We start from the raw sequence: 12,449 nt of genomic DNA, 5'->3' as shown, positions 1-12,449 counted from the left end.
GTTATTTTGTTATATAATCAGGCATGTTATGAGTCATCAAGATTCACCTATTATTAGACGAGAATCTACTCGAATTTATGTTGGCAAAGTGCCCATCGGTGGAGGAGCGCCTATTGCTGTCCAATCGATGACAAATACTCGTACTACAGATGTAGAAAAAACGGTAGCTCAAATTCAAGCACTTGAACGTGTTGGCGTGGATATTGTGCGTGTTTCTATTCCAACAATGGATGCGGCCGAAGCGTTTAAATTAATTAAACAGCAAGCCAAAGTACCACTCATTGCCGATATTCATTTTGATTATCGTATTGCTTTAAAAGTGGCTGAATATGGGGTTGATTGTTTAAGAATTAATCCTGGCAATATAGGTAATGAATCAAGGATCCGTGCGGTTGTTGATTGTGCCAAAGATAGAAATATTCCAATACGCATTGGTGTTAACTCAGGATCACTTGAAAAAGATATCCAAGAAAAATATGGTGAACCGACACCACAAGCGATTGTCGAATCAGCTATGCGCCATGTTGATATACTTGATCGGCTTGATTTTGATCAATTTAAAGTTAGTGTTAAAGCCTCAGATGTGTTTACTGCAGTTGAAGCTTATCGATTGTTAGCTAAACAAATTAAGCAGCCATTGCACTTAGGCATAACTGAGGCCGGTGGCGTGCGGAGTGGTGCGATTAAATCGGCAATTGGGTTAGGTTTATTGTTATCAGAAGGTATTGGCGATACACTTCGAGTATCTTTAGCTGCTGACCCAACTGAAGAAGTGAAAGTTGGATTTGATATTTTAAAATCGTTACGTATACGGTCTCGTGGTATTAACTTTATTGCGTGCCCAACCTGCTCCCGTCAAGAGTTTGATGTGATTAATACTGTCAATACGCTAGAACAGCGGTTAGAAGATATTATCACACCAATGGATGTGTCTATTATAGGGTGTGTCGTTAACGGCCCTGGTGAGGCGTTAGCTTCAACCATGGGTGTTGCTGGTGGTCATAATAAAAGCGGTTTTTATGAAGATGGTGTTCGCATTGGCCGTATTGATAATGAACAAATGATTGATGAACTAGAAGCTAAAATTCGTGCTAAAGCATTAGTCTTGAAAAACAGAATTGCAGTAACTGAATTATAATTTTATTAAATAGCGAATAAATAAATGACAGAGAAAAAAATCCAATCTATACGAGGGATGAATGATTTACTCCCAACAGACAGTGCAAGTTGGCAACAGATCGAAAAAATTGTCAAAGGTGTTTTAAACAGCTATGGCTATAACGAAATTAGAACGCCAATTGTTGAAGATACTGCGCTATTTAAACGAGCTGTTGGTGAAGTCACCGATATTGTTGAAAAAGAGATGTATACTTTCAACGATCGTAATGACGAAAGTATTACCCTACGCCCAGAAATTACTGCCGGTTGTGTTCGTGCTGGCATTGAACATGGTCTTTTTTACAATCAAGAACAGCGCCTTTGGTACTTAGGGCCCGCTTTTCGCTATGAAAAACCACAAAAAGGGCGTTATCGTCAATTCCATCAATTTGGTGTTGAAGTTTTTGGACTTGAAGGGCCAAATATTGATGCTGAACTTATCCTTTTAACTGCACGTTTTTGGAAAGCTTTAGGTATTGAAAAACACACTTCTTTAGAACTCAACTCTATTGGTTCACTAGAAGCAAGAGCTAATTATCGAAATGCTTTAGTTGCTTTTCTTGAGCAACATAAAGACAAATTGGATGAAGACTGCTTGCGTAGAATGTATACTAATCCATTACGTGTTCTTGATTCAAAAAATCCAGTTGTACAAGAGCTACTTAATCGGGCACCAAAATTGTTTGATTATTTAGATGAAGAATCTAAACAACATTTTGAAGGTTTATGCCGTTTATTGGATAATGCTGGAATAAAATATAATATTAATCAAAGATTAGTCCGTGGTTTAGATTACTATAATCGTACGGTTTTTGAATGGGTAACCAGTAGTTTAGGTGCGCAGGGTACCGTGTGTGGTGGTGGTCGTTATGATGGGTTAGTTAGTCAACTGGGTGGACAACCAACCCCAGCAGTTGGTTTTGCAATGGGTGTTGAGCGTTTAGTTTTATTGGTTCAAGCAGTTAATCCATCTATAAATTGTGATAATTCGATAGATGTTTATATGATTTCATCTGGCGATGAAAAGACCATTTCAGCTGCACAAAATATTGCAGAGCAGTTACGAGATGGTTTACCTAACTGGAGAATCATGACAAATTACGGTAGTAGCAATTTTAAGAAACAATTTACCAAGGCTGATAAATTAGGTGCTAAAATAGCTGTCATTATTGGTGAAAATGAACTAGCTAATCAGTCTGTAACGATTAAAAATTTACAAACAGGCGAACAAGTTGAAGTTGCACAAAAAGAAGTCGTCCAAACTTGTTTGTCGATAAAGTAAAAGAAATAGGAGAAAAACGTGAGTTATCAGTTATCGAGTGAAGAACAACTTGAAGAGATAAAGGGCTTTTTTGCTAAAACATGGAAAATTATGGTTGCGGTCCTTGTGATCGGATTATTGGCTTTTTATGGCTGGCGTTATTGGCAATCATATAAAGCTGAAAAGGCGATAGAATATTCAGATAAGTATGAACAACTAATTGCTCAATTAGATAATACTAAAACAGATTCTGTTAATGAACTCGTCTCTTTTGCTAAAGACAACGACACAATTTACGGTGTGTTTGCTAATTTACGTGCGGCTAAATTTTATGTTGAAGCCTTAAAAGACTACTCTGGTGCACAAGTATTATTGGTTGATGCATTAAAGAAAACCAGCTCAGAACCAATTAAAACAATTATCAACATTCGTATTGCACGTTTACAGTATCAACAAGGTCAATATCAAGAAAGCTTAACAACACTAAATCGTGTTGCTAATGAAAATTGGAGCGCAGTAATTAATGATCTCCGTGGCGATATATTGGTTAAAATGACGCGTTATGTTGAAGCGATTGATGCTTATAACGTGGCTTTAACTTCTTCCCCAACTCAAGATTTAGAAGAAAGCATTAAAATGAAGCTGAATCAAGCTGAATATTTAAAAGCAAAGCAACAAGCAGAACAAGAAGCCCAAGCAACCAAAGAAAAGGCAGAACAAGAAGTTCAAGCAGCTAAACAAAAAGCCGATCAAGAGGCGAAAGCAAAACAAGCTGAAACAGAAGGAAGTAACAATTAATTTATCCTGCTATAAGGGTTATACTATGAAGTTATCAAAATATCTTTTTACTGGTGTTTTTATGTTTTCACTTGCCGGGTGTTCTTTATTCGGCGGGGAAGAAGAAATAGTTCAAGTTTCCCCGTCCCCAACGGTAAACAACCAATTTCCTATTCAACAAGTGTGGCGAAATAGCACTGCAGGCAATACTCATATCTATTCATTATTAGGTCCGATTAATTATGATAATGCTATTTATGCAGCAAGTCGTAGTGGCCAAGTTAAAGCCATTGATTTATCGAGTGGTAACACATTGTGGGATGTAAACTTATCACAAAGTACACTTTTTAGCAGTAAAACAGCACTATTTTCTGGTGGTGTAAGTGCTGATGATAAATATGTCTATGTGGGCAGTGAGCGTGCTGTTGTGTATGCATTAGATCGTCATGACGGTAAAACAGTGTGGGAAAAAACAGTAAAAGGCGAGGTGCTTGCTCGACCTGTACCATCTGAAGACAAATTAATCATCCATACTGCAAGTGGTATTCTTCAAGGTCTTAATCGTGATACAGGCGACAATTTGTGGGATGTAGCCTTCGAAGTTCCCGCACTGTCGCTAAGAGGCAACTCTACACCGACTATCGCTCATGGTGCAGCTATTGTTGGCGATGATAATGGTCGAGTAAATGCTTACTACATTAATGACGGTCAATTAATTTGGCAACAACGTATTTCACAACCATCGGGCTCTACTGAAATTGCAAAATTAAATGATGTTGATTCTACACCTGTAGTTGAAGGTAATTTAGTTTATTCCGTTGGTTATAATGGCAGCGTCGTTGCGCTTAATTTAAGTAACGGTCAACCAGTTTGGCATAAAGAGCTTGGCTCTATTCATAGCTTTGCTGTTGATACTAATCGATTATTTGTTATTGACCAAAACGACAACGTTCAAGCTATTGCTAAGAATGGTGGCAGTGAACTTTGGACACAATCAAACTTTGCGCATCGTCAGTTAACCGATCCTGTTATTTATCAAGGTTATGTTGTGTTTGGTGATTTTGAAGGTTACTTATATTGGTTAAATGCTGAAAATGGTGAACTTGTAGCAAAAACACAAGTGAGTAGTAGTGGATTAATATCTAAACCATTAGTAGTAGACAATAAAATTATTGTTCAAGCTAAAAATGGTGATATTTACGCTTTTACAAAAAATTAATATACAAAATTATAGTAAGTTAGAGAAGAAACATGGTACCTGTTGTAGCACTTGTTGGTCGTCCAAATGTTGGGAAGTCGACTTTATTTAATCGGTTAACGCGAACCCGAGATGCATTAGTGGCGGACTTTCCTGGATTGACGCGTGATCGCAAGTATGGACGTGCAGAAATCAAGGGCCATGAGTATATTTTGATTGATACTGGCGGTATTGATGGTACTGAAGATGGCGTTGAGAGCTTTATGGCAGAGCAATCCCTACAAGCCATAGAAGAGGCCGATATTGTTCTTTTCTTAGTTGACGCCAGAGCAGGAGCAATGCCAGCTGATCATGCTATCGCCAAGCACTTACGTTCTCGCCAAAAAGCCACTTTTTTAGTTGCTAACAAAATTGATGGTATCGATGCTGATAGTGCGATTTCTGATTTTTATGGTTTAGGATTAGGCGAAATTTACCCCATTGCAGCCAGTCATGGTCGAGGTGTAAGCTCATTAATTGAAACTGTATTAGATCCTATTTTTCAGTTTGATGATGAACAAAATAGCGATTTTGATGGCGAGGAACAATCTAACGACTTATCTCAATGTTATGATGATTCCGAGGTTGATGATACAGAATCATTAATCAATCAGCCTATCAAAGTAGCTATAGTTGGACGCCCAAATGTAGGTAAGTCCACACTAACTAATCGTATTTTAGGGGAAGATCGCGTTGTTGTATATGATATGCCTGGTACAACGCGCGATAGTATCTACATACCGATGACACGGGATGAACGTGAATATATTCTGATTGATACCGCTGGTGTGCGTAAACGTGGAAAGGTCACCGAAACGGTTGAAAAATTCTCCGTTATCAAAACGTTACAAGCAATTGAAGATGCTAATGTGGTTATCTTAGTTATTGATGCTAGAGAGGGAGTTTCGGACCAAGACTTATCGTTACTTGGTTTTATTATAAATAGTGGACGCTCACTTGTTATTGCGGTTAATAAATGGGATGGTTTGTCACAAGATATCAAAGAACGAGTTAAAACGACACTAGATGATAGGTTAGACTTTATTGATTTTGCGCGAGTACACTTTATCTCTGCACTTCATGGTAGTGGTGTTGGTAACTTATTTGACTCCATTCAAGAAGCGTATGATTGTGCAACACGTCGTGTTAATACGGCATTATTAACTAAGATTATGCAAATGGCACAAGATGACCATCAGCCGCCTTTGGTGCGTGGGCGTCGTGTTAAATTAAAATATGCACATGCCGGGGGTTATAATCCACCCATTGTCGTTATTCATGGTAATCAAGTTGAAGATTTACCAGATTCCTATAAGCGTTACTTGATGAACTATTTTAGACGTTCGCTAAAAATTATGGGCTCACCAATTCGAATTCAATTTAAAGAAGGGGCTAACCCATTTGAAGGACGAAAAAATAGTTTAACCGCATCGCAACAGCGGAAACGACGCCGATTGATGAAACATGTTAGAGGACGAAAATAGTTTATGTCAAAACCGAAGACACTTGAACAGGGGCAAGAAGGCATTTGCCCACAATGCCATCATCAAATGCGAATTGTTTCACCACAACATTGTGAATGCGATCAGTGTCAGCAGCGTTATCTTGAACAATATATTTGCCCAATCTGTCAGCAACATGCTCAAATGATTAAAGGATGTGGGGCTATTAATTATATTTGTCATACTGATGGTTTGATTTCCAGCAGTAAGGTGATATTTCATTATTTACCAGAATAGAAGACTTTATCTATATTCAAGCCATAAGAGGTTATTTTATGCGAATTATTTTATTAGGTGCACCGGGAGCGGGAAAGGGAACTCAAGCACAATTTATTATGCAAAAATATGGGATCCCTCAAATTTCAACTGGTGATATGTTACGTGCAGCAGTAAAAGCGGGTACAGCGCTTGGTTTGCAAGCAAAAGAATTAATGGATGCGGGTAAATTGGTTACTGATGAACTTGTTATTGCATTAGTGAAAGAGCGTATTGCGCAAAGCGATTGTGCTAATGGCTTTTTATTAGATGGTTTTCCTCGAACTGTTCCTCAGGCTGATGCTATGAAAGCTGCTGGTATTGATGTCGACTATGTGCTTGAATTTGATGTACCTGATGCAGTGATTATTGACCGCATGAGCGGACGTCGCATTCATGCTCCTTCAGGCCGTGTTTATCATATCCGTCATAATCCACCGAAAGTTGAAAATGTGGATGATGTGACAGGTGAACCATTAACCACTCGTAAAGATGATAGTGAAGATATTGTGCGTAAACGCCTTGTCGAATATCACGATTTAACTAAACCACTGATAAATTATTATCAGCATGAAGCAAAAGAAGGGCGTACACACTATTTCCGTGTAGATGGGACCCAGCCTGTTGCTGAAGTAACAAAAGAATTAGCTAAAATTTTAGGATAATTGATTATCAAGTTAAATAGCAAGATATTTAAATCTATCTTGCTTTTTCTGTTAGTTATATTATTGAGTCGCTTTAAGGGCTTGTTCTAGGTCTGCGATAATATCGTCAATATGTTCAATGCCAATTGATAAACGAATCATTTCTTGGCTGACTCCCGCTTTTTTCAGTTCTTCATCATTAAGTTGACGGTGTGTTGTTGATGCCGGATGACAAGCTAATGATCGTGTATCTCCAATATTCACCAAGCGAATAATCAGCTTTAAAGCGTCAATAAATTTTGCTCCTGCTTGTTTACCACCCTTTATACCAAATGATAAAATTCCTGCAGGTAAACCATTATCCATCTGTTTTACTGCTAAGTGATGTTCTGGATGACTATCAAGACCTGCGTAATTCACCCAGCTAACTTGTGGATGAGATTCTAGGTATTTGGCAACTTTAAGTGTATTTTGGCAGTGTCGCTCTATTCGTAAAGATAACGTTTCGAGACCTTGTAACAATAAAAAAGCATTGAATGGTGATAATGCTGCACCCATGTTTCGTAGTGGAATGACACGACATCGAGCAATATAGGCAGCGTCGCCAAATGTTTCAGTATATGAAACACCATGATAAGATGGATCAGGTTGATTTAACATTGGATATTTGTCAGCATACTTTTTCCATGGAAATTTACCTGAGTCAACAATCATTCCACCTAAGCTATTACCATGCCCACCAATGTATTTAGTTAAAGAATGAACTACAATATCGGCACCAAATTCAAATGGACGGCAAAGCGCAGGGCTTGCAACAGTATTATCAACAATTAAAGGGATGCCATGACGATGTGCAATAGTTGCGAGTGCTGTTAAATCAACAATATTGCCAGCAGGGTTACCAATACTTTCACAATATATTGCTTTAGTTTTATCATCAATTTGTTTTTCAATTGCTTCAAGATCATCATGTGGAGCAAATTTTGTTGTAATACCAAAATTTGGTAAAGTGTGAGCAAGTAAATTATAAGTACCGCCATATAATTTTGACACCGAAACAATATTTTCACCACTAAAAGTAATGGCTTGAATAGCATAAGTGATGGCTGCCATGCCTGATGCTACAGACAATGCGCCAATACCGCCTTCAAGTGTAGCGACACGAGTTTCAAGTACGGCATTAGTTGGATTAGTAATTCGTGTATAAATATTACCTGCTACTTTTAAATCGAATAGATCGGCGCCATGCTGAGTATCATCAAAGGCGTAAGAAGTTGTTTGATAAATTGGTACAGCGACTGAGTGAGTTGTTGGTTCAGGATTATAGCCTGCGTGGAGAACAGCTGTTTCTGGTTTCATATTAGAGCCTCTTAATTATAACAATAAGGCTCTATTTTGTGCAAAAAATATCAAAAAAGTAAAGTATTATAAAACCATTCTTACAATATCGATTTCGCCCAATTCTTTATAAAGGTTCTCGATTTGATCAATATGGGTAGCATTGATTGTAATTGAAACCGAATGATAATTACCTTTGCTACTCGGTTTGATTGATGGTGTATAATCACCCGGAGCGTGCCGCTGGATGACGGATACAACTTTGTCGACAAGTTCAGGCTTGGCTTCCCCCATGACTTTATAGGTAAAAGAACATGGGAACTCTAATAATTCATTTAATTTTGTTGATTGCATAATCTTAATTTTCTCAGTTACTGGTTCAATATATCGGTATCAAGAATGATTAATATATATAGGCGGTTTAGCATTCTTCAAGTAACGAATAATAAACATCGCTTTTTTAAGTATATATTTTGATCTATGATAAGGAAATTCTAATATAGTGAAATAAACGTATCTTGCTATTTACCAATAAGGCTAAACATCATGTCATCTAATTCCAACCATAAAGAACCTTTCGGCACATTATTAGGTTATGCACCAGGCGGCGTTGCTATTTATTCATCTGATTATGAAACTTTGGATAAAAAACAATATCCAAATGATGCATCATTCCGTAGCTATTGTGGATATGAGTATATGGGATATAAATGGCAATGTGTTGAATTTGCAAGGCGATTTTTATTTTTAAATTATGGGATCGTATTTACCGATGTAGGAATGGCGCATGAAATTTTTTCGCTACGCTTTTTAAGACAAGTAGTTAACGAGGCTATTTTACCTTTGCAAGCATTTGCCAATGGCAGCAAAAAAATGCCAGAAGCAGGCTCTTTATTGATATGGGATGATGGTGGTGTATTTGATAGAACGGGTCATGTTGCGGTTATCACTGAAGTATTTGAAGACAAAGTACGGGTTGCAGAACAAAATGTCATCCATACACGATTACCTATTGGACAGCAATGGACGCGTGAACTTCAGATGTCCGTAACGAATGAAGGTTACCAATTACATGATACGTTTGATGATACTAAGATCTTAGGATGGATGATCCAAACTGATGATACAGAACACAGCTTGCCACAACCGACAGTTCCTAATCCATTATTGACTATTCATAGTGCTCACCTTAAAAATGAAGGGCAATTTGACAAAAAATGGCTCAATGAGTTAAATCCATTAGAAAATGCCTATGTATTAGCTGCAGGTCATGCCATTAGCCATGATGATCATTATCGCTATTTCACGATTTCGGAAAGTGCTGAACAAGAATTAATTCGAGCCACTAATGAGTTACATCTAATGTATTTGCATGCGACTGACAAGGTTTTAAAAAATAATGATCTACTAAGGAACTTCAATATTCCCGAAATACTGTGGCCAAGGTTAAGACTTTCATGGCATCAACGGCGTTACCAAATGATAACAGGGCGATTAGATTTTTGTATGGATGAACGTGGCTTAAAAGTGTATGAATATAACGCTGATTCAGCCTCGTGTCATACCGAAGCGGGAGAGATTTTACAAAAATGGGCGGATCAAGCTGGGTTAAATATAGGTATTAATCCTAGCTGTGGTTTACTCAATTCTTTAGCTGACTGTTGGCGGCATAGTGATGCTCAACCTTTTGTTCATATCATGCAAGATAATGATAGTGAAGAAAATTATCATGCATTATTTATGCAAACAGCCCTTACTCAAGCAAGGTTTGACAGTAAAATTTTGAGGGGACTCAATGGGCTAAAATGGGATAAACGAGGTCAACTAGTGGATGATGAAGATCGCCAAGTTACTTGCGTTTGGAAAACATGGGCTTGGGAAACTGTATTAGAGCAACTTCGTGAAGAAAGCGAGGCGCAAATTGCCGGCTTGCCGATCCGTACTTGGCATCCAGACAATACGGTCAGGTTAATTGATGTATTATTGCGACCAGAAGTATCGGTTTTTGAGCCATTATGGACGGTGATCCCAAGTAATAAAGCCATTTTGCCAGTATTATGGTCATTGTTTCCAAATCATCGCTATTTATTAGAATCATCGTTCGAACTTAATGAAAGCCTAATTAAAAAAGGTTATGCCGTAAAACCAATAGCAGGACGTCGTGGAAGTGATATTGAATTAGTAAGTAATCAAGAACAGATCCTTGATAAAACCGTTGGACGTTTTGCTAAGCAAGAAAATATTTATCAAGAATTATGGTGCTTGCCAAAAGTCGAAGATCGCTATCTACAGTTATGTACTTTTACAGTTGGTGGTCATTATGGTGGTACTTGTTTACGTTCAGATCCTACATTAGTGATAAAAGGCGAAAGCGATATGCAACCATTACGCGTATTAACAGATCAAGATTTTTTAAAATAATTTTTTGAAAACTTTCAGGAAAGTATGTGTTTTAGTATAAATTTATAACAGGATAGCAGAGTCATAATTAACTTGAAAAGTTTTATAAAACAGATTGTTATATATTTTTATTTATAGTTTATATAAATCGTTTTATTTATAGTGACACTTATCAAAAATATGACTAAAAATTTATAATATCCATAATGATATCAATTACAATAATAGTGTTTTCTGTTAAACTTATTTTTGTTGTGTACAAATTCTAAGAAATAAAGTGATAGGAAGAAATAGAAAGGAACATATGGCAAATACATTACTTCGAAGTGGTGATATCAAAGATTTCAAAGTGTTGGGGCATGATGGTAAAGCTGCCTACTTAGTTGCTACTCAAATCCGTGAAATGTTTAGAGTGAAATTAGGAAGACAATATGCTGATTATTTAGCTATTCCTCAACGCAATGATCAGGGCAATATTATTGATTGGTATATTCCTTTTGATTCAAATCAGCCTGATGGACAATATGATATTGTTCCTTGGACTTCAGCTAGTGAATCTGAGCAACAGTCAGCGCTGGCTTTACTAAAAGAATTTGAACATAAAGTGATGAATTTTGGCAAACAACTAGCCAGTAATCCTAATTTAGAAGGTGATCAACTGCTTTTTAGCCGTCTTATTTATGATCCCAAAAATAATGTTGATAGTGCCGAACCTAATTTGATGGCAATACGTTTCCCAAGTAATCAATTTGTTTATATTGTTAACGGTAAACCAGTGATTACTTTCTGGGGATTTGTGTATCCGAACATCTCTCAGGGTAATTCTCCATTCTATAGTTTAGAGCCGGTAGCAAAAGTTTCACAAACAGCAGCCGTTACTTCTGACACGCCTATTGATAATAAACCATGGTGGAAGCGTTGGTGGATATGGTTGCTGGGATTATTACCGTTATTGCTGCTTTTGTTAGCCTTATTTTTGCTACGTGGTTGTTGGTTAAAACCTGAGATATCGATTAATCCGAATGTATCTTTAAATAATAACAATATTAGTCAACCTGAAAAGGATGACAAGCAGGATAAAAAAGCGACAGAACCAGAATTAAAAACTGAGCCAAGAGGTGTGGTTGTTGATAATCGGTTGGGTGTCATGGGTAACGCCATACCAAATGGTACCATTTTAGACAATACAACCAATACTCCGAATAATCCCGATCTAGCAAGTGATTCGGTTGATCATTCTGTAGCACCAGATAATGCAAATGAGGGGAATAATACTTCAAATCCAGATGCGCAAGATAATAAAAACGATCAAGTGACTCCGCCTGATACTGGTAATACAAATGATAAAGATGATAAATCAACGCCTACCGATCCTGATAAAAAAGATGACACAGAAGCTCAAAATGGACAAAATGGGCAAGATAAAAATAGCGCCAACCAAACTCCTTCACCATCAGATAAAGATAATAAAGCGAATTCTAACGCTGCGGTTGATCAAACAAATAATTTAGCTTTACCAGCAGATGCAATCAAGCAAGGATCCACAAAATTCTTAGATGGTCAATGGTCTGCCAATGGCGGTATTCAAGATAAAGCCACAGGTAAACCGTTGCAATTAAGTTATAACTTTAAAGATGGTAATGGCGAAGTCACTATAACGCGTAGCGATGGTGTGAAATGTACGGGTAATGTTGGCACTGATATTAAAAATGCTAATCTAGGTATAGCAGGTAATACAGAGGCTGTTTGTAGTGATAACACCAAATATCAATTGCCAAAAATTCAATGTACACCAGGCAAAGATAATAAAGCTGATTGCCAAGGAATTTATAATAATGGGACTTCATTCCCGATAACGATGAAAAAACAATAAAGGT

11 protein-coding genes are annotated in these 12,449 nt (G+C 37.3%); 9 read left to right on the top strand and 2 right to left on the bottom strand.

The features are described 5' to 3' along the window. Positions 1–28: 28 nt before the first annotated feature. Genes ispG through adk form a run of 7 tightly spaced genes read left to right on the top strand, consistent with a single transcriptional unit; the run spans position 29 to position 6,855 of the window. Entirely contained in the window at positions 29–1,138 is a 1,110-nt protein-coding gene (gene ispG / locus ACYIAJ_RS08280; protein ID WP_483564636.1) for a flavodoxin-dependent (E)-4-hydroxy-3-methylbut-2-enyl-diphosphate synthase, read from the top strand. A gap of 24 nt (positions 1,139–1,162) precedes the next feature. Further along, positions 1,163–2,440, top strand: a complete 1,278-nt coding sequence (gene hisS / locus ACYIAJ_RS08275; RefSeq protein ID WP_483560539.1) for a histidine--tRNA ligase — start codon at positions 1,163–1,165, stop codon at positions 2,438–2,440. An 18-nt stretch (positions 2,441–2,458) separates the two neighbouring features. Then, positions 2,459–3,217: a YfgM family protein gene (locus tag ACYIAJ_RS08270; RefSeq protein ID WP_483564635.1), complete on the top strand. Its 759-nt coding sequence runs from the start codon at positions 2,459–2,461 to the stop codon at positions 3,215–3,217. A 25-nt stretch (positions 3,218–3,242) separates the two neighbouring features. Then, complete coding sequence (bamB, locus tag ACYIAJ_RS08265; protein ID WP_483560537.1) at positions 3,243–4,415, top strand: outer membrane protein assembly factor BamB; 1,173 nt, start codon at positions 3,243–3,245, stop codon at positions 4,413–4,415. A 32-nt stretch (positions 4,416–4,447) separates the two neighbouring features. Beyond that, positions 4,448–5,917, top strand: coding sequence for a ribosome biogenesis GTPase Der (gene der / locus ACYIAJ_RS08260; protein WP_483560536.1), 1,470 nt, complete (start codon positions 4,448–4,450; stop codon positions 5,915–5,917). A gap of 3 nt (positions 5,918–5,920) precedes the next feature. Next, entirely contained in the window at positions 5,921–6,172 is a 252-nt protein-coding gene (locus tag ACYIAJ_RS08255) for a YfgJ family double zinc ribbon protein (RefSeq protein WP_483564634.1), read from the top strand. 38 nt (positions 6,173–6,210) lie between these two features. Beyond that, positions 6,211–6,855 (top strand): adenylate kinase, encoded by a 645-nt coding sequence (gene adk / locus ACYIAJ_RS08250; RefSeq protein WP_483560534.1) that lies wholly within the window; start codon positions 6,211–6,213, stop codon positions 6,853–6,855. Between the two features lie 60 nt (positions 6,856–6,915). Here adk and ACYIAJ_RS08245 read toward each other — a convergent pair whose 3' ends face one another. Both ACYIAJ_RS08245 and ybeD read right to left on the bottom strand, forming a co-directional pair. Further along, positions 6,916–8,193: a bifunctional O-acetylhomoserine aminocarboxypropyltransferase/cysteine synthase gene (locus ACYIAJ_RS08245; protein ID WP_483560533.1), complete on the bottom strand. Its 1,278-nt coding sequence runs from the start codon at positions 8,191–8,193 to the stop codon at positions 6,916–6,918. Positions 8,194–8,259: 66 nt separating this feature from the next. Continuing rightward, complete coding sequence (gene ybeD, locus ACYIAJ_RS08240) at positions 8,260–8,526, bottom strand: DUF493 family protein YbeD (RefSeq protein WP_065636438.1); 267 nt, start codon at positions 8,524–8,526, stop codon at positions 8,260–8,262. Between the two features lie 192 nt (positions 8,527–8,718). On the opposite strand from ybeD, the gene gss reads away from it, so the two are divergent. Together gss and ACYIAJ_RS08230 are read left to right on the top strand one after the other, a co-directional pair. Beyond that, positions 8,719–10,593, top strand: coding sequence for a bifunctional glutathionylspermidine amidase/synthase (gene gss, locus ACYIAJ_RS08235; protein WP_483564633.1), 1,875 nt, complete (start codon positions 8,719–8,721; stop codon positions 10,591–10,593). A 283-nt stretch (positions 10,594–10,876) separates the two neighbouring features. Beyond that, positions 10,877–12,445 carry an SrfA family protein gene (locus ACYIAJ_RS08230; RefSeq protein ID WP_483564632.1) on the top strand — a complete coding sequence of 523 codons (1,569 nt, stop codon included), beginning with the start codon at positions 10,877–10,879 and terminating at the stop codon, positions 12,443–12,445. The last annotated feature ends 4 nt before the right edge of the window (positions 12,446–12,449 follow it).

This window comes from Gilliamella sp. X-46 (genome assembly GCF_057063525.1).
The sequence above is the reverse complement of the archived record's forward strand: the minus strand, read 5'-3'. Positions and strand labels throughout refer to the sequence as shown.

Bases quoted from the DNA above. Each gene is read 5' to 3' on its own strand.
- ispG (WP_483564636.1), top strand. From the start codon at position 29: ATGAGTCATCAAGATTCACCTATTATTAGACGAGAATCTACTCGAATT.
- hisS (WP_483560539.1), top strand. From the start codon at position 1,163: ATGACAGAGAAAAAAATCCAATCTATACGAGGGATGAATGATTTACTC.
- bamB (WP_483560537.1), top strand. From the start codon at position 3,243: ATGAAGTTATCAAAATATCTTTTTACTGGTGTTTTTATGTTTTCACTT.
- der (WP_483560536.1), top strand. From the start codon at position 4,448: ATGGTACCTGTTGTAGCACTTGTTGGTCGTCCAAATGTTGGGAAGTCG.
- ACYIAJ_RS08255 (WP_483564634.1), top strand. From the start codon at position 5,921: ATGTCAAAACCGAAGACACTTGAACAGGGGCAAGAAGGCATTTGCCCA.
- adk (WP_483560534.1), top strand. From the start codon at position 6,211: ATGCGAATTATTTTATTAGGTGCACCGGGAGCGGGAAAGGGAACTCAA.
- ACYIAJ_RS08245 (WP_483560533.1), bottom strand. From the start codon at position 8,193: ATGAAACCAGAAACAGCTGTTCTCCACGCAGGCTATAATCCTGAACCA.
- ybeD (WP_065636438.1), bottom strand. From the start codon at position 8,526: ATGCAATCAACAAAATTAAATGAATTATTAGAGTTCCCATGTTCTTTT.
- gss (WP_483564633.1), top strand. From the start codon at position 8,719: ATGTCATCTAATTCCAACCATAAAGAACCTTTCGGCACATTATTAGGT.
- ACYIAJ_RS08230 (WP_483564632.1), top strand. From the start codon at position 10,877: ATGGCAAATACATTACTTCGAAGTGGTGATATCAAAGATTTCAAAGTG.